Below are 17,420 nucleotides of genomic sequence, written 5' to 3'. Positions count from 1 at the left end.
TCCTGTTTCAGGTCGAGCGGTAGCCTGCGCACTTCGTTGAACAGGAGCAGGCAGCGTGAAACAGGGTGTGGCCTATGCCGGTGTAGCCGGTGCGATGTGGGGACTGGTGCTGATGGTGCCGCAATTGTTGCCAGAGTTCAGTCCGGTACTGCTCAGTTGCGCCCGCTTCGTATTGTTCGGGCTGGTGACCCTGGTGCTGGCCATCCCGATGCGCAAGGCCCTTGGCCGCCTGACCCTGCCGGATGTGTGGATGCTGGGACGCCTGGCGCTGATCGGCAACCTGCTGTACTTCATTTGCCTGGTGGCAGCGATCCAGCGGTTGAGTGTGGCGCCAGCGTCGTTGATCGTGGGGGTGCTGCCGCTGACCATTACGCTCTATGGTCGCCACGACAGCGGGGGGGTGGCACTCAAGCAACTGTTCGTGCCTTTGATGCTGATCCTTGCCGGTATGCTTTGCATCAACCTGCAAACCTTCGCCGTCGAGCAAGGGGCACTGGAAGACAAGATCGCCGGCGTGCTCTATGCCCTCGCAGCGCTGGCCTGTTGGACCTGGTACGCCGTACACAACAGCCGTTACCTCAAACAGTGCGGACATTTCGACAGCCACCAATGGTCGGTGCTGTGCGGGGTGATGACCGGTGTGTTCAGCCTGGTGCTGGTGGCCCTCCTTGCACTGTGGCAGCCCGCGCAACTGCAGGTGCAGGCATCGACCGAGCGCTGGTGGCTGTTCTGGGCATACAGCCTGGCCTGCGCGATTTTCGGCTCATGGTTGGCGGCGTTGCTGTGGAATGCCGCGTCCAAGCGTATGCCATTGACCTTAAGCGGCCAATTGATCGTGTTTGAAACCTTGTTCGCCCTGCTGTACGCCTTCATCTGGCGCCAAAGCGGCCCGAACCTGCTGGAAGGCGCAGCCATCGTCCTGGTGATCGGCGGCGTATGCCTGTCGATGCGCCAACACGGCCCGGGTAGGAGCGGCGGTGCGACGTCTCGCCTTGCCCCGCGATGCAATGTAACTTGAATTATCGTGATCGCGGGGAAAACCCGGTCCCACAGGTTTGAGCAAGACCGTTGCTCCCACAGCAAGCTCCGCGGCGCTTGCAAACGCTGTTCATTCCTGCGAAAAGGCTGCCATGAAATACAGCGCTTGAACGAGGTAAACCATGAGCAGCGAACTGCAAATCATCGATATCCAGCTCGGCGACGGCAAGGAAGCGGTCAAGGGCGCCCTGATCACCACGCAGTACACAGGGTGGCTCGAAGACGGCACAAAATTCGACTCTTCCTATGATCGCGGCAAGCCATTCCAGTGTGTAATCGGCACTGGCCGTGTCATCAAGGGCTGGGACCAGGGCCTAATGGGCATGAAGGTCGGTGGCAAGCGCAAGCTCGTGGTACCTTCGCACCTGGCCTACGGCGAACGCAGCATGGGCGCGATCACGCCCCACTCGAACCTGACCTTCGAGATCGAGTTGCTGGAAGTCCTGACCCGCGACGATTGATGGCCGTTGGTCTTATTTGTGCAATATCAAGGTATTAAAGTCACTCGTGCTCAGGGTTGAGCGCTCAAGGATCGAACCAAACGGGCTTATCGCACTCTCAGTTAGCCCGCTCCACGGATGGAACGACAGACAGGGATCACCCGCGGCCTCGGCCGCGGTGTGTCACAGGCGGGTCCGCCACATCCCTTTTGCCGTAGAAGAGTTCGCTCCATGAAGTTGTCGATCCTGTTCAAGCGTCACCGCCACGCCGTGTGTTCCCTGGCCCTGCTCGGTGGTGTCACGCTGCTGGCCGTGGAAGCCGTCGAAAGCCGCGCCGAGCCTGTGGATGGCGTCCAGACCCTGGTGTTTCTGCGCCATGCCGAAAAGCCTGGCGAAGGCTTGGGGCAACTCAACTGCCAGGGACTCAATCGTGCGCTGGACCTGGCCACCGTGCTTCCGGAAAAGTTCGGCAAGGCCGACTACGTGTTCGCTGCCAACCCGTCCCGCCATGTGGAAGAGGGCAGCAAGGACGATGCCTACAGCTACATCCGCCCGCTGATGACCATCAGCCCCAGCGCCATCAAGCTCGGGCTGCCGGTGAACATTGACTTCGGTGCCAACGACACCGGTGCGCTTGCCGACGAACTGCTGCAAGACAAATACCGCAACGCCACCGTCTATACCGCCTGGTCCCACGGCTACCTGCCCGAGTTGATCAATACCGTGGCCGGCAAAGCCGTGGGCGAGAAACAGGTCATCACCGAGGACTGGGACGGTGGCGATTTCGACTCGCTCTACGTGCTGACCCTGACCTGGCACAACGGCAAGGCCAGCCTGCTCAGTCGCAACTACAAGCAGGGCCTGAACAACGGTGAGCAGAGCTGCCCGAGCTGATTGCCGGCAGGTTCAGGAACTTTGCAAGGCAGGGACTTTGGCGATCTGCTCGCGGGCGCGCTGGCCAAACAACTGCAGCAAGTCGTCCAGGGTGTGCGGATGGCTTTCATTGACGCGCGTGAGTGCGTACAGGGTGATTGGCAGGGGCGGATTCAACGGACGTACCAGGGTGTGTTTTGAGCCCAGGGCAGTGAACGGGTCGATCAATGCCAGCCCGGCGCCTGACTCGACCATGGCCCGGGCCAGTGAGTAGGTCTGCACGCGTATGCCAATGCGCGGCGCAGGTTCCAGATTCTTCAGGTAGCTGCCCACCTGCGCCGCCAGCGGGTCGCTGCTGCTCAAACCGATCAGCGGTGCGCCGGCCAGTGCTTCGACCGACAGCGGCACGCCCTGGCTTTCTTCGGCCCAGTAACCCTTTGGCGCCAGCGCCACCAGCACACCATGAGCCAACGCCTGGGCGTTTAGCCCCGGGTGTTCCGGGTGACGCAAGGTCAGGGCGACGTCGATCTCGCGCATCAGCAACTGCTGCACCAGCTCGCGACTGTGGTAGCTCGACAGCTCGCATTCGGACTGCGGATGACGTTCGGACCACAGGCTGATCACCGGTGGAAACAGCGACAAGGCCAGGGCCGGCGTCGCGCCGATACGCAAACTCATGCCCGGCTGGCGGCGCAGGCTGGCGGCCAGACGCCGAACCCCTTCGACGCTGTCGCTGACCTTGTCCACTTCGCGTTCCAGGGCCAAGGCCTCGGGCGTGATCTGCAACTTGCCACGCACTCGCAGGAACAGCGGGAATCCCAGCTGAGCCTCGGCGTGCTGGAGAATTTTCGACACTGCCGGCTGCGTCACGTGCAGCAACTGTGCCGCGCCGCTGATCGAGCCGGTCTGGCGGATGGCCTGGAATACTTCGATATGACGCAAGCGCATGGCAATAACCCATAACCTTTGTTTATGGCTGAGCCATTTTTATTCATTATCCAGCGGCTGTCACCGCCCCTAGTCTGAAGGCCTTCGGATTTGTGGATGCAGGCACATGGCACAGCGGGTAACAGTGATCGGCGGCGGCGTCATCGGCCTGGCAACGGCTTACGCCCTGGTACGCGAAGGTTTTGCAGTTGATCTGATCGAGGCGCGCAAGAGCCTGGCCGGTGGCACCAGCTACGCCAATGGCGGGCAATTGTCCTACCGCTACGTATCGCCGCTGGCCGATGCCGGGGTGCCGCTGCAGGCGCTGGGCTGGCTGTTGCGCAGCGACTCGCCGCTCAAGTTGCGTCCGCGCCTGGATCTGGCCCAATGGCGTTGGATGGGGGCGTTCATGGCCGCGTGCCGCAGCTCGGTCAACCGCACCAATGCCGCTCACCTGTTGCGCCTGGCCCTGCACAGCCAGGCCACTCTGGCTCACTGGCGTGAGGAAGACCAACTGGGCGGTTTCGCCTGGCGGCGCAATGGCAAGTTGGTGACTTTTCGCAACCCGGCCAGTTTTGCCCATGCCCGCCATCATCTGCTCGATCCCCAGGGGCAGCAGGTGCTCGATGCTGTCGGCATCGCCGCACTGGAACCGGCACTGGCCGATGCTCCCTTCATCGGCGGGGTGTACACCGCCGATGAAGAAGTCGCCGACTGTCATCGTTTTTGCCTGGCCCTGGCCGAACGCTTGCAGGCCTCAGGGCAGTGCCGCCTGCTGCTGGGCCAGAGCGTCAGTCGAATTCGTCATGCCGATGGTGTGGTCCAGGCGCTGGAGCTGGGCGACCAGGTGGTGCCGGTGGAGCGCCTGGTACTCTGTGCCGGGCACCGTAGCACCCGTCTCGGCCTGCCGGGCCTGCAGGTACCGATCTATCCGCTCAAGGGCTACAGCCTGACCGCGCCGATAAGGGCGGGGCAGCAGGCTCCGGCTGTCAGCATCACCGACTACGACCGCAAGATTGTCTATGCCCGTCTCGAAGACCAACTTCGCGTTGCGGCCATGGTCGATATCGTCGGCTTCGACGAATCGCTGGACCCTGCGCGGTTGGCCAGCATGCGCCAGCTGGCGGTCAGTACCTTGCCCCATGCCGCTGACTATGCGCATGCCCGGGAATGGGCCGGCATGCGCCCGGCAACGCCCAGTGGCGTGCCCCTGCTGGGGGCCACCCGCTACCGCAACCTCTGGCTCAATCTCGGCCATGGCGCCCTCGGCTTTACCCTGGCGTGTGCCAGTGGCGCATTGCTGGCCGAACTGATCAGCGGCCGCGCGCCGTCGATCGACTTGCACGGCCTGTCCCCTCGGGCTGCCTGACCTGTAGAAAAACAACAATCGCAAGGAGTGTCCTGATGTCGATAACCCGTTTGCACAGTAACGAGCGCTTGAGCGCCGCCGCCCTGTTTGGGCAATTGGTGTTCCTCTCCGGCCAGGTACCCACCCAGGCCCGCGACATCCGCGAGCAGACCCAGGAGGTGCTGGACAAGATCGACGCCCTGCTCGCCGAGTCGGGCAGCGACAAGCGCCAGTTGCTCAGCGCCACCATTTACCTCAAGGACATTGCCACCGACTTCGAGGCGATGAACGATGTCTGGTCGGCCTGGCTCGCACCTGGTCATGTACCGACCCGCACCACCGTGCAGGCCGAACTGGCGCGCCCGAGTGTGCGCGTGGAAATTACTGTGACTGCCGTGCGCGGCTAGGAGGTCATCATGTTCAAACCTGCCCTGATTGCCCTGTCGCTGCTGTTTGCACATTCTGCGATGGCCGACACCCCACCCCTCACTGGCACAATGAAAAAAATCGCTGATTCCGGGCGCATCACCCTGGGCTATCGCGACTCATCCATTCCTTTTTCTTACATTGGCGACAACAGTGGCAAGCCCATGGGCTACTCGGTCGACCTGGCCGGTGAAATCGTCAAACACCTGCAGACCAAGCTGGCAGTGCCTGAATTGAAAGTGCGCTACAACCTGGTGACCTCGCAGACACGCATCCCATTGGTTCAGAACGGCACCGTCGACCTGGAGTGCGGTACCACCGGCGTTACCGCAGAGCGTGCCAAACAGGTGGATTTCTCCTACGGCTTCATCTTCGTCAAAGGCCAGTTGCTGACCAATAAAGACAGTGGCATCCACAGCCTGGACGACTTGAAGGGCAAGAACGTCGTGAGTACCGCAGGCACCACCAACGAAAAGTACCTGAAGAACTACAACCTCGAACACAAGCTGGGGGCTTCGGTCATCAGCGCCAAGGACCATGGCGAGGCGTTCAAGATGCTGGAGACCGGTCGCGCGGCTGCGTTCTACATGGACGATGCGTTGCTCTACGGTGAACGGGCCAAGGCGCGCAACCCGCATGACTGGGTAGTGGTGGGGGAGGCGCAGTCCCAGGAAATCTACAGTTGCATGGTGCGCAAGGGGGATACGCAGCTGCTGACACTGGTCAACGAAGCGCTGGCGGATGTATACCGCAGCGGCAAGATCGATGGCATCTACAAACGCTGGTTCGAGCAACCGATCCCGCCAAACGGGTTGAACCTGGAGTTCCCGATGACCAGTGAGCTCAAGGGGCTGATTGCCAAGCCGTCGAGTGAGCCGGTAGAAGCGGGCTCACGCCTCGATGCAATGTGACTGGCTGAGGCAATCGCGCAACACCTGGCGACCGCTGCGCAGTCGATCGAAACCATTGCAGCACAGGCCGGCGTAGCCGCTGGCGACAGCCTGCGATCGGTCGCGCAGCGGCCGTGGTTCGTGCCCCAAGGGGCTACGCCATCGGCGGCAACCGGCGCTTCACCGGCGTTTTCTTCACAATCGCCGTGTTGGTTTCGGCATGGCTGTTGAGCTTGTCGAGAACCGTGTCGAGTTCTTCCATCGAACGCACATGCAAGCGCGCGATAAAGCAGTCATCCCCGGTCACCTTGTCACATTCGGTGAACTCGGGGATGGCCATGATCTGGCGCTCTACTTCCTGCAACTGCCCCGGCAATGGTCGCACCCGGACGATGGCTTGCAGCTGGTAGCCAAAACAGCGCGGGTCGATTTCTACCGTGTAGCCTTTGAGCACGCCGCGCTCTTCCAGGCGACGCAGGCGTTCGCTGACGCTGGGTGATGACAGCCCGCTCAGTTGTGCCAGGGCCTTGAGCGAGCGCCGGGAGTCTTCCATCAGCGCTTTTATCAATACCTGGTCAATATCGTCGGTCATAGTGGCCTCGTTAGGCGGATTTAGAAATCTGCCTTGATAGTAAAGGTAGATTTTCAGCTTAGCCTGTTTTATCCACTGGAACCGCCCCGTCGCGCTGGTGATAATTTGCCCATCGTCAAGGAGGTGGGTGATGGACAGTTCAATACGCCGTGGGTCGTTCGAGATGGTCGCCGCGATGCTGATTTCGGGGACCATCGGCTGGTTTGTGCTGGTGTCCGGGCAACCGGTGCTGGATGTGGTGTTCTGGCGTTGCGTGTTCGGGGCCGGTACGTTGCTGTTGATCTGCCTGGCCATGGGTTTTCTCAAGCCGGGTATCCTGACCCGCGTCACCTTCGCCCTGGCGGTTCTCAGTGGGGTGGCGATCGTGGGCAACTGGGTGTTGTTGTTTGCCTCCTATTCTCGCGCATCGATCGCCATCGGCACGGCGGTGTACAACGTCCAGCCATTCATGCTGGTGGGGCTGGCGGCGGTGTTCCTCGGCGAGAAGATCACGCTGCAGAAGCTGTTCTGGCTGGCGTTGTCGTTTCTCGGGATGCTGGCGATCGTCAGTGCCCATGGCAGCCAGGGCGGCAGCGGCAATGAGTATTTGCTGGGCATTGGCCTGGCGCTTGGCGCAGCGTTTCTCTATGCCGTGGCGGCGTTGATCATCAAGCGCTTGAGCGGTACACCGCCACATCTGATTGCGCTGGTCCAGGTATGCACCGGCATCTTGCTGCTGGCGCCCTGGGCCAACACGTCGGGCCTGCCCAGCGAAGCCGGTGAGCTGGGCTCGTTGATCACGCTGGGGATTGTCCACACCGGGGTGATGTATGTGCTGCTGTACGGCGCAATCCAGAAGCTGCCGACCGCCTTGACCGGGGCCTTGTCGTTCATCTACCCGATCGCGGCGATCTTCGTCGACTGGTTCGCCTTTGGCCATCGCCTGGAGCCGCTGCAATGGCTGGGTGTGGCGGCGATCCTGCTGGCGGCGGCTGGCATGCAGCAGGGCTGGTGGTTCAAGCCAGCGGCCAAGGCGGCTGCGGTCAAGCCAGACTGAGTGCGGCGCGGTCGATCAGGGCGGCCACTTCGGCGGCCCTGGAGACCAGTGACGCATGGCTGGCCTCCAGGTTGAGTGTTTCTTTGGGCTTCGTGCGTTCAGCCATGAAGGCCTGGTTGTCGGGGTGAATCATGCGGTCGTGGGTCGAGCGCTGATACCAGCAAGGCTTGTGCTTCCACGCGGGGTTGCTGATGGTGTCGGCAAAGGTGCTGGCCAGCGGCGCCTTCTGGGTGACGCTCATGACCAGTCCTTCATCCTTGCTCAGGTCCTGGCAGAAGCTTTCGTGAAGTTTGTCGGGCTTGATCCACAGGTAGCCGTCGGTGTCCGGTTGCAGGTTGGCCGCCGCTTCAGGTGGATTGTTACCGGTGATGCTGCCCGGGCTTTCGCCGTCATCGGGGGCGAAAGCGGCGATGTACACAAGGCCGGCGACATTGGGCTGGTTGCCCATCTGGGTAATGACCGCGCCGCCATAGGAGTGGCCGACCAGCAGTACCGTGCCGGGAATCGAGGCGACCATCTTGCGCGTGCGTTCGGCATCGTCGGCCAGCGAGGTGAGGGGCATTTCCACGGCGTGCAGGTCGCGGTGACCCAGGCGTGACAGTTCGAGGATGACCTTGCTCCAGTGGGCGGCACCGCCCCAGAAGCCGTGAACCAGAACTATGGTGGGTTTCTCGCTCATGATCGTTGCCCGGCAAAAGTGGTGGGAGTGGTAGTTTAGGTGCATTTGCCAGACACCGACGGCTGGCGATCGACAGGGAGGTCATGATGTTTTCAAGGATCAGTCTCGACCAGTGGCGCGCGTTCGTGGCTACGGTGGAATGCGGGGGCTTTCAGCAGGCGGGCGAGCACTTGTTCAAGTCGCAGTCGGCGATCAGCCACGCGGTCAATCGTATGGAGGCGCTGCTCGATCAGGAACTGTTCATCATCGAAGGCCGCAAGGCGGTGTTGACGCCCCTGGGCGAGGCACTGCTGCCCCAGGCCAAGCACTTGCTGGGCGCTGCGCACAAGCTTGAGCAACTGGCCAACCAGTATCAGCCGGGCCTGTTTGCCGAACAGGGGGTGGCGGTGGATGTGCTGTTCCCGTTCGAATTGCTGCAGCAAGCGCTGCATGAGTTCTCTTCGACATTCGCCCATCACCGTATTCGCCTGTATGAAACAGCGTTGTCCGGGGCCGCTGAATTGCTGGAGGACGGCAAGGTGGAGCTGGGTGTCGCCAGCAGTTTGCCGGCGGGCTACGTTCAGGAATTCTTGATCAGCGTGCCGCTGATCTGCGTGGTGGCCGTCGGGCATCCGTTGGCGGCAGCGCAGGGTGAGGTGAGCCTGGACGCGATGAAGGCCCACCGGCAAGTGGTGATTCGTGACTCCGGCGCGCGCCACGTACAGAACAGCGGCTGGCTCGGCACCTCCCAGCGCTGGACCGTCAGCAGCCTGGCCGCAGCCAGTTCGTTGGTCGAGCGTGGCCTGGGGTTTGCCTGGCTACCCAGGCATGCCATTGCCCGGGAACTGGCTGAAGGGCGCTTACGCCCTGTGCCACTGCAGCATCAGCGTGAGCGCGAGGTGCCGATGTACCTGGGGTATGCCGACGTGTTCAGGCACAACCCCGAGGTGCAGGCGATGGTGCTGATCCTGCGTCAGTTGTGTGCCCAGCAGGCTGGTCGAGGTGCGAGCGAATCTGGGTGAGCGCTTGACGCAACTGCTCAACGCCCACGGCGCCGGCAATCACATACCGCTCGGCCACTACCAGCGAAGGTACCGAGCGGATATTCAGGTCTCGTCCAAGTTGCAGGTCGCGGTCGAGCAAGGCGGGTGCCTGATACTGCAGGCTGTGGTGGAACGCCTGGGGGGCGAAGCCAGCTTCAGCGGCAATGGCCACCACGGTGTCCGGGTCGCCGATGTTGCGACTGTGCACCAGGTGCGCCGCCTGCAATCGGTCGAACAGCAACCCATGGGCGCTGTTGCCACCCAACGCATGAGCGGCCTGGCAGGCCCGGGCGGCGAGCAGGCCGTTGGGGTACTCGAAACGTTGCTGGCGCATGCCTTCGATGTTGATGCGTTTTACATCCTCGGCTTCGGCACAGGATTGCCAGTGGCCGAGAATGGTCTGTTTGGCCTGGACCATCGAGCCGAAGCGCTCGATCATTTCGTCGCGGCTCGATTGCAGGATGAAGCTGCGGTGCTGGATATCCAGATCGAGTTCGCGCTGCAGTAGCTTGAGTTGCGGGGCAAGCACAAAGCACCAGCCACAGACAACGTCGTGGAAGAACTCGACTTTCAAGGAAGACATGGCAGTGACCCGTTGCTGAAGGGGAGGCGGGTACTATCGCCAGTGCCAGCGGTCGAAAAAAAGCGACAAAAATACGGGTTATCGGCGCACTTCTTTCATGGGTGAACGGGCAGGGTAGAATAGGCCGCTTTACGCCATCGACTTTGCCCATGACTTCTGTGATCGACACCCTCCAGCACCACCTGCTCGCGGCCCTTGACCCGGCGCCGACAGAAACCCGACGGCTGTTTCATGGCCGCGGCCGGTGCTGGCCGGGGCTTGAGCAGATCACCGTGGATTGGTTGCAGGGCGTGTTGCTGGTGTCGCTGTTTCGCGAGCCGCCCGAGGGGCAGTTGCAGGCGCTGGAGCAGATGCTGCTGGCACTGGCTGAAGCGCCTTGCTGGGCAGGGCAGGCGATCCTGATCCAGCACCGTTACCTGCCCGACAGCCCGGGCCACTGGTTGCTGGGCACGCCCAGCGAGCACTGGCTGATCGACGAAGATGGCCTTCGCTACCAGCTGGACCTGGGCGTCAAGCAGAACACCGGCCTGTTCCTCGACATGCGCTACGGCCGCCGCTGGGTGCGTGAGCGGGCGGCCGGCAAGCGGGTGCTCAACCTGTTCGCCTACACCTGCGGGTTTTCCGTGGCGGCGGTTGCCGGCGGTGCCGAGCACGTGGTCAACCTGGACATGGCGCGCTCGGCCCTGAGCCGGGGGCGGGACAACCATCGGCACAATGGCCATGATCTGTCGCGGGTGAGCTTTCTGGGGCATGAGCTGTTCAAGTCGTGGGGCAAGGTGCGCAAGTCCGGGCCTTATGACCTGATCATCATCGACCCGCCCACCTTTCAGAAAGGCAGCTTTGTGTTGACCCAGGACTACCGCAAGATCCTGCGCCGTTTACCGGAACTGTTGAGTGAGTCGGGGACGGTCCTGGCGTGTGTGAACGATCCGGGGATCGGGCCTGAGTTCCTGATCGAGGGCATGGCGCACGAGGCGCCGGCCCTGACTTTCGTGGAGCGCGTGGCCAATGCGCCGGAATTCCCGGACGTCGATCCGGCCGGCGGACTCAAGGCAATGGTTTTTGCAGGAGCGGCGGTGCGACGTCTCGATTTGCCCCGCGATGTGACGTAACTTTCAGTTCGCTAGCGCCACCCTTGCGACGGCTGCGCAGTCGATCGCAGCCTCGTTCCTCGGCAGCGGCTACAGAATGCCCGGTAGCCGCTGGCGACAGCCTGCGATCGGCCGCGCAGCGGTGGTATTCAGGATACTCCTACCGCAGCCTGCGCCAGCCCAGCACGATACCGCTGACACTGATCACCAGCCCGCCGATGCTGAGCACTATCATCCACACATCCCAGAGTGGCCTTCGCTCCAGCAACGGCAGCCAGTCCCAGCTGTGCAGCAAGGCAAACAGCCAGCGTGACGCCCGCCTGGGCTGGTCCATCACCCCGAGCAGTTCGCCGGTGTACAGGTCCAGGTGCAGCCAGCTCTGCTGCGGGTCGTCAAACCGTACTCGCAGCACCGGCAAGCGTTTGTCCAGGTGCCCGAGCATGCTCTGTTCGGCCCGTGCGTAATAGTAGAAGTCGTAGGTGTCGAGTTGTTCGCTGTGCATTTTCACCGCCGGCAGCACCGCCTGGGCAGCACGATCCAGTACTGCCTTCGGCAAGCGCCCAAGCACTTCCCCGTCGGCTAGCAGCCGGGTGCGGCCGGCACCGTCATGCCCCACCAGATACCCCGTTCCCCCGATCAACCGCCACTCCAGCTCCCGTACTGCAAAGCCTTCATCGGCAAAGCGCGCGATCGCCTGCTGCGCCGACTCCGGGAAGGCTTCGGCCTTCAGTACCCCGCCTTGGTAGGCAGCGGTATTCAGCGGCGCCGCGCTACTGAACACCCGCCACGGGTTCATCGACATCAAGCCGCTGAAGATCCAGGTGATCGCCAGCACGCCGAACAGCAAGCCACCGATATGATGCCAGCGGGCAAAGCCTCGGTAGGGCGAGCGCGAGCCGCTGCGGTAGGGCTTGCGCAACCGCCAGCGCAACACGCCGATCACCGTGCCCAGCAGTGCCATGAAGGTAGCGCCCAGCGACAGGTAGATCACCAGGTTGCTCCACAGCCCGTCCAGGCCGATGCCGCGCAGCGGGTACAGCCAGTGCAGCCAGGCACCGACCAGGTTCCAGCCACGCTCTACGGCGCTGGCATCGCGCACCACTGCGCCGGTCTGACCGGAGACATAGAGCAGAGTGCCTTCGGCATCGTCGAGTTGCACGCGCTGTAGCGGACGATCGGCATCCAGGGCCCGGGAGTGCGTCCACAGGTCTTCCTGCACCAGGCCGCGGTAGCGCGCTGGCGCCAGTGGGTCGTATTGATGGGCGCTGGCCACGGCCTGGTTGTGATCGGTCGGCCCCAGGCGCCGGCCCGTGCGAGCATCCACGGCCACATTGCTGCCACCGCTGTAGCTGAGCAAGTAGCGCGGCGTACCAGCCACGGTGCTCAAGCGGATGCTCGATGGGCTCCGGTCCGGGTCGGCGGCAGCCAGGGCGCTGCCCAGGTCGACACAGCAGCCCTGCAGGTCGAGCACCGGCAGGTGCGCGAGGTGTTCCCGGGGTGTCAGCTTGGGATAGCCGACATAAAGCATGACCACGCCCGAGAAGAACCACAGGGCCATGAACAGGCACAGTCCGATGCCGAGCCAACGGTGCCACAGGTACAGGTAGCGTTTCATCGCGGGCATCCTAGAAGCGCGTCTGCACGGCCAGCTCCAGGGAGCGCGGGGCACCCAGGTAGAGCATGCTGGCGCTGGTCCAGCGGGCATAGACTTCGTCGGTCAGGTTGCGCACCCGGGCGGTGATGCGGGTGTCGGTGTCGACCTTGTAGCCGACAAAGGCACCAAACACCGTGTAGGACGGCGCATGCCGGGTGTTGGCTGCGTCGGCGTACACCGACGACACATAGCGACTGTCGCCACCCACTTGCCAGTTGGGGTCGATGTCGTAGGTCAGCCACAGGTTGGCCACGCGCTCGGGAATGTTGGTCGGGGTGTTGCCCTTGCGCGACACGCTGGTGCCACCGACGTTCTCGTTGAACTCATCGTACTGGGCATCGACGTAGGCGAGGTTGCCCTCGGCCAGCAGCTGCGGGGTCACGCGCAACGAGCCCGCAAGCTCGACGCCGCGCGACGACTGCTTGCCCACCGGCTGGGTGAAGCCAGGGTTGGCCGGGTCGGCTGTGGCGAGGTTCTTGCGCTCGATATGGTAGGCAGCAAGGGTGGCGGCGCCACGGCCGTCGAGAAAGTCGAACTTGCTGCCCACCTCGACCTGCTTGCCGGTACTCAGGTCGAAGTCGCGTACCTGGGCGAAGGTGGCGGTGGTGAGGATGCCGGCGGGTGGGTCGGCGGCGGTGCTGTACTGCACGTAGACGTTGGCGGCCGGGGTCAGTTGGTAGACCAGGCCGACTCGCCCGGTGGTGGGCTCGTAGGTCTGCTTGAAGTCCAGCGGGTTGTTGGCGTCGACAGTGCGGTAGTTGTGGACCTCAAGGTCGATATGGTCGTAGCGCAGGCCGGTCAGCAGCGACAGGCGCTCGGTCAGTTGCAGGCGGTTTTCCAGGAACGCCGCCCAGGTGTCCACGGTGTTCTGGCGGTTTTTCTGGTAGCCCGGGACCATGCCGTTGAGGTCGTAGAAGTGACCGGGGTCGAAGTGCGCAGGGTCGACGCTGTCGAACACCCCGGTGACTGAGCGCGGGTAGTTCATCTGCACGTTGTGGCTGTAGTCCAGCCCGGCCGACCACTGGCTGTTCATGCCCAGCAACTGGCCCTGGTGCAGCAGCTCGAAGCGGTTGCCGTTGAGCTCCTGGTCGTGGCGCTGCAGCAAGGCATTGGAGCGGTTCACGTGGCTGTTGTCGGCGGTGTAGGCATAGGTTTCAAGGTTTCGGAAGTTACGCTCGGTGTTGTAGTGGTAGAGGGTATTGCGCACCGAGGTGTCGTCGTTGAAGCGGTACTCGGTGATCGAGCGCAGCCAGCGCACCCGCTGCTCGTAGCGGCCATCCTCGACGTTGTAGTTCTCGAAGCGCCGGCTTTCGTCGACCTTCATTTCCCCGCCCAGTGGGTTGAGCACCGGGCTGCCCCAGTAGGGGCTGTCGACGGTCTCGTTCTGGTATTCCAGGGCCAGGGTGTGGGAGAGCTGATCGTTGATGTCGGTGAGCAGCGAGAACGCCATGCTCCAGGCATCGCGCTCCTCGCGGTCGACGTAGCCGTTGCTGTGGGTATGGCTGAAGTCCAGGCGCGCGTAGTTGCGGATGCCGTCGCCTTCGTTCAAGGCATGGTTGAAGCCGAACGAGGTTTCGCTGCTGTCGTAGGAACCGTACTTGATGCGGCCTTCGTTGAAGTTTTCGTCACGGCTGGCGAGCTTGGTGATGTAGTTGATCGAACCGCCCACGGCACCGGCGCCGAACAGGAAGCTCGATGGGCCGCCAATGGCTTCGACACGGTCGTAGATCCAGCTGTCTACCGGGCGTGCGGCAATCGAGTCGTACTGCACGCTGATGCCGTTGAACAGCTGAGTGATCTGCGCCCCGGAAAAGCCCCGGTAGGCCACCGAGCCTGCAGAGCCGGGTGGCGAGGCGGCGGTCATGCCAGGCACGCCGTTGAGGGCGTCCTGGGTGGTCTGGGCGCCGCGTTGCTCGAGCTGATGTCGGTTGACGATGTTTACCGAGGCCGGGGTTTCCCGCGGGGTCAGGCCCAGGCGCGAACCGGTTTGTGAAGGGGTGTCGAGCAGTACGCCGTCTTCGCTGTCGGCGCGGCCTTCGATACGCACATCAGGCAGGGTCAGTTGGGCCTCGGCCGAGGCATTCATGGACAGCGCGCAGAGCAGCGCCGCGCAACCGGAAAGGCGATAGGAGTTGGGCATTTGTCGAACTCTGGAAATTGAGCCAGCGGCCAGCGGCACCTGTGGGTCAGGTACGGCAATGAGGCCGATTACAGGCAGCCGCACGGGCGGCCAGGTGGTTCAAGCCAGAAAGGGGGAGGCGCGGGGGTTGGCGGCAGGCCAGCAATAGCGGGGTGGCGCCTTGCTGCGCAGTTCACGGTGATAGCGGCGGATACGCGCGGCGGCCAGCAGCCAGCCGATGACCAGCACCAGGCCCAGGCACACCACAGCTGCAGCGCACACCGGGCAGGTTTGCAGGCTGTCCCAGCCGGCGACCGATTGATCGCCGAAATCGCTCTTGAAGGTTGGGCCCGCTGAGCCCATGGCCGAGCAGAAGGCGCCGCCGATGCCGTTGAGCTTGAGGCCCATCATTTGCCCATGACCGATACCGCAGGCGAACAGATTGAACAGGACACAGAAATACAGGGTCCAGGCAATCAGCGGGCGGTGGGCGCGGGTGGGGTTCATGGGCGCGACTTTATCACCGATGTCAGGGGCTAGAAAGATCAATCAGGCCTGTCCTTCGCCTCGGCCGGGCGGGGCTGGATAGTACTGAGCAAAGCTGACGTCATCGGTTTCGTCCACGCGCTTTTTCAGGCGTTCGTTGAAGGCCCGGTTGACCGCGTACTGGCCGCCGGAGCTGGTACGAAACTGCGCGGTAAGGGTGATGCCGTTGAGGTTCATGCTGTCGACCCCGAACACCTGCAGCGGCCCTTGCAGGCTGTGGCGCAGCATCGGGTCTTCGCTGATCGAGTGGCCCACTTCGCGGATCAGTTTCAAGGCGCTGTCGACGTTGGTGGCGTAGCTGAACTGTACGGAGAAAAACGCATAGGCGAACTGCCGCGACTGGTTGGTGACTGCCTTGATCTGGCCGAACGGCACCGAGTGTACGAAGCCCTTGCCGTCGCGCAGGCGCAGGGTGCGGATGGTCAGGCTTTCGACAGTGCCGGCGTGGCCGGAGTCGAGCACCACCCAGTCGCCGATGGCGATGGTGTCTTCGATGAGGATGAACAGGCCGGTGATCACATCCTGCACCAGTTGCTGGGAGCCGAAGCCGATGGCCAGGCCCACCACGCCGGCACCGGCCAGCAGCGGAGCGACGTTGATGCCCAGGTTGGCCATGGTGGTGATGGTGCAGATCACCACCAGGATGATTTTGATGGCGTTGCGCAGCATCGGCAGGATAGTGCGCACCCGGGTGCTGGGTTGGCGCGAGGCTCGGCGTCCGACGGTGGGCTTGAGCGCTTCCTGGATGGCGGTGTCGATCACTACCCACAGCAGCCAGGTCACCAGCAGGATCAGGCCAATGCTGCTCAACGAATCGCTGATGGCCCGGCCCAGGCGGTTGCGCAGGGCGAAATCGAGTACGGAGAAGCCCCAGATACGCCCCAGCAGCTCGATGAAGGCCACTGCCATGGCGATGCGCAGCAGTGCATAGGCCAGGTTGCGCAGCAGTTCCTTGTAGGGCCGCAGGCGCTGCCTGGCGTCCTGCTCCTGGTGGATGAACATGCGCTGCAGGACGGTGCTGAGGAACACTGTGCCGATCAGCAGGATCGAGGTCAGCAGGGCCTTTTGCAGGGCGCGCTGGCTTTCTTCGCCGGCGCCGATCAGGTGGATGGCCGAGACCAGAATCATCATCAGGATCGGCAGGAACCACAGTGCCGAGAAAATGCGCAGGGTTTCCTGTACCGCACGGTGTTCCAGGCGGTCGGGCAAGGCGCGGTTGCGGATCAGGTGCGCGACCGGGCGGCGCAGCTTGAGCACCAGCACTGCGAACGCCAGGGTTGCCAGCAGGCCGGTCACGGCGGCGATGCTGCTGGTGATGTTGCCGCCCAGTTGCCGGGCGATCTGCGGGCTGGTGAGCGCATCGCTCCAGGCCGCCAGGAAGCCGATCAGAAACAGTGGCCGTGGTGCCACCTGGTAGATGATGCGCACTGCAGTGCGCTTGTGCCCGGTGTCGAACAGGGTGATCAGGCAGAGAATGATCGAGGTTGAAAAGGTACCGCTGCTGGTGGCATAGGCCAGGCTCATGCCCAGTGCGCGACCGGCCGAAATAGCCAGAAAGTGGCTGACGTAGAGGGTGATGATCAGGCTGGCCAGGGCGGGCAGGGTGTAGACCAGCAGGTATTTGACCACCTGGCTCGGCCGCGGTCGCTCGCGCAGCAGGCGGGAGCGGCTGCTGCTGAGGGCCAGAAAACGCCCCAGCTGGGTGAGCACGACAAAGGCGATCAGCCAGGTGACGGTGAGAATGGCGAAATCGCGCCACAGTTCCAGGGAGCTCAACCCCGCCGGCTTGGTGACCAACTGATCGACTTCATCGGCGGCGCGGTCGGCGCGCAGGCGCCAGTTGTCGATCAGGTGGTTGTCGACATCCAGCTCCTGGCTGACGTCGTCCAGGCCATCGGCAATCGCGCCCAGCAGGCCACCCTGGACCACCGGTTCGGCGGGTTCAGTGGATTTGTCAGCCTTGGGCAGCAGGGGTACCGCGGCCGCCAACTGGATGCTTAGCAGGGCGCCGAGCAGCAGGGCGAGGAAAGATCGGGTCACTGGGTACTCCTTGAACCGTGGATCACGGAAAGGGTAGTCAATGAACGGATCGTTGGAGGAGCAATCGCGGAGCAGGAGCAACTGTCTTGAGGCACGACCGCTGCTCGGCCGATCGC

General features: G+C 63.1%; 17 protein-coding genes. 9 read left to right on the top strand and 8 right to left on the bottom strand.

The window, feature by feature from the left end:
• The first annotated feature begins 55 nt into the window (after positions 1-55).
• The 3 genes from H621_RS0122065 to H621_RS0122055 all read left to right on the top strand — a co-directional run bounded on the left by H621_RS0122065 (position 56) and on the right by H621_RS0122055 (position 2,372).
• A complete protein-coding gene (locus H621_RS0122065; protein WP_028945450.1) occupies positions 56-1,018 on the top strand; it encodes a DMT family transporter in 963 nt (320 codons plus the stop codon).
• Positions 1,019-1,160: 142 nt separating this feature from the next.
• Positions 1,161-1,499 (top strand): FKBP-type peptidyl-prolyl cis-trans isomerase, encoded by a 339-nt coding sequence (locus H621_RS0122060; RefSeq protein ID WP_028945449.1) that lies wholly within the window; start codon positions 1,161-1,163, stop codon positions 1,497-1,499.
• A gap of 210 nt (positions 1,500-1,709) precedes the next feature.
• Positions 1,710-2,372 (top strand): hypothetical protein, encoded by a 663-nt coding sequence (locus H621_RS0122055; protein WP_028945448.1) that lies wholly within the window; start codon positions 1,710-1,712, stop codon positions 2,370-2,372.
• A 12-nt stretch (positions 2,373-2,384) separates the two neighbouring features.
• On the opposite strand, the gene H621_RS0122050 is transcribed toward H621_RS0122055, so the two are convergent.
• On the bottom strand, positions 2,385-3,299 hold the full coding sequence (locus H621_RS0122050; protein WP_028945447.1) for a LysR family transcriptional regulator: 915 nt from the start codon (positions 3,297-3,299) through the stop codon (positions 2,385-2,387).
• A gap of 106 nt (positions 3,300-3,405) precedes the next feature.
• Here H621_RS0122050 and H621_RS0122045 point away from each other — a divergent pair, with 106 nt between their 5' ends.
• From H621_RS0122045 to H621_RS0122035, 3 genes are read left to right on the top strand one after another with little or no spacing between them, the layout of a single operon-like run.
• Positions 3,406-4,647 (top strand): D-amino acid dehydrogenase, encoded by a 1,242-nt coding sequence (locus H621_RS0122045; RefSeq protein WP_028945446.1) that lies wholly within the window; start codon positions 3,406-3,408, stop codon positions 4,645-4,647.
• Between the two features lie 35 nt (positions 4,648-4,682).
• Positions 4,683-5,033 carry a RidA family protein gene (locus H621_RS0122040; RefSeq protein ID WP_028945445.1) on the top strand — a complete coding sequence of 117 codons (351 nt, stop codon included), beginning with the start codon at positions 4,683-4,685 and terminating at the stop codon, positions 5,031-5,033.
• 9 nt (positions 5,034-5,042) lie between these two features.
• Positions 5,043-5,963, top strand: a complete 921-nt coding sequence (locus H621_RS0122035; RefSeq protein ID WP_028945444.1) for a transporter substrate-binding domain-containing protein — start codon at positions 5,043-5,045, stop codon at positions 5,961-5,963.
• 133 nt (positions 5,964-6,096) lie between these two features.
• On the opposite strand, the gene H621_RS0122025 is transcribed toward H621_RS0122035, so the two are convergent.
• Positions 6,097-6,534, bottom strand: coding sequence for an Lrp/AsnC family transcriptional regulator (locus tag H621_RS0122025; RefSeq protein ID WP_028945443.1), 438 nt, complete (start codon positions 6,532-6,534; stop codon positions 6,097-6,099).
• Between the two features lie 130 nt (positions 6,535-6,664).
• Here H621_RS0122025 and H621_RS0122020 point away from each other — a divergent pair, with 130 nt between their 5' ends.
• On the top strand, positions 6,665-7,570 hold the full coding sequence (locus tag H621_RS0122020) for a DMT family transporter (RefSeq protein ID WP_028945442.1): 906 nt from the start codon (positions 6,665-6,667) through the stop codon (positions 7,568-7,570).
• Here H621_RS0122020 and H621_RS0122015 read toward each other — a convergent pair.
• Positions 7,557-8,249, bottom strand: coding sequence for an alpha/beta hydrolase (locus tag H621_RS0122015; protein WP_028945441.1), 693 nt, complete (start codon positions 8,247-8,249; stop codon positions 7,557-7,559). The genes H621_RS0122020 and H621_RS0122015 overlap by 14 nt on opposite strands.
• 86 nt (positions 8,250-8,335) lie before the next feature.
• Between H621_RS0122015 and H621_RS0122010 the strand changes: the two genes are divergently transcribed.
• Positions 8,336-9,250 (top strand): LysR family transcriptional regulator, encoded by a 915-nt coding sequence (locus H621_RS0122010; protein WP_028945440.1) that lies wholly within the window; start codon positions 8,336-8,338, stop codon positions 9,248-9,250.
• Here the strand turns inward: H621_RS0122010 and H621_RS28280 are convergent.
• Positions 9,159-9,854, bottom strand: a complete 696-nt coding sequence (locus H621_RS28280) for a DsbA family oxidoreductase (protein ID WP_028945439.1) — start codon at positions 9,852-9,854, stop codon at positions 9,159-9,161. The genes H621_RS0122010 and H621_RS28280 overlap by 92 nt on opposite strands.
• Before the next feature lie 149 nt (positions 9,855-10,003).
• On the opposite strand from H621_RS28280, the gene H621_RS27470 reads away from it, so the two are divergent.
• The gene (locus H621_RS27470; RefSeq protein ID WP_051270682.1) at positions 10,004-10,966 is read left to right on the top strand and encodes a class I SAM-dependent methyltransferase; all 963 of its coding nucleotides are present in this window, start codon (positions 10,004-10,006) and stop codon (positions 10,964-10,966) included.
• Positions 10,967-11,105: 139 nt separating this feature from the next.
• On the opposite strand, the gene H621_RS0121995 is transcribed toward H621_RS27470, so the two are convergent.
• From H621_RS0121995 to H621_RS0121980, 4 genes are all read right to left on the bottom strand, one after another.
• A complete protein-coding gene (locus H621_RS0121995; protein ID WP_028945438.1) occupies positions 11,106-12,560 on the bottom strand; it encodes a PepSY domain-containing protein in 1,455 nt (484 codons plus the stop codon).
• A gap of 10 nt (positions 12,561-12,570) precedes the next feature.
• A complete protein-coding gene (locus H621_RS0121990; protein WP_036990289.1) occupies positions 12,571-14,739 on the bottom strand; it encodes a TonB-dependent receptor in 2,169 nt (722 codons plus the stop codon).
• Between the two features lie 99 nt (positions 14,740-14,838).
• A complete protein-coding gene (locus H621_RS0121985; protein ID WP_028945436.1) occupies positions 14,839-15,225 on the bottom strand; it encodes a DUF2946 domain-containing protein in 387 nt (128 codons plus the stop codon).
• 42 nt (positions 15,226-15,267) lie between these two features.
• Positions 15,268-17,304, bottom strand: a complete 2,037-nt coding sequence (locus tag H621_RS0121980; protein ID WP_028945435.1) for a mechanosensitive ion channel family protein — start codon at positions 17,302-17,304, stop codon at positions 15,268-15,270.
• Positions 17,305-17,420: the final 116 nt, after the last annotated feature.

The sequence above is a fragment of the Pseudomonas vranovensis DSM 16006 genome, assembly GCF_000425805.1.
GTDB lineage: Bacteria > Pseudomonadota > Gammaproteobacteria > Pseudomonadales > Pseudomonadaceae > Aquipseudomonas > Aquipseudomonas vranovensis.
Note: the sequence above shows the minus strand (reverse complement) of the source record. Positions and strands in the feature narration are given on the sequence as shown.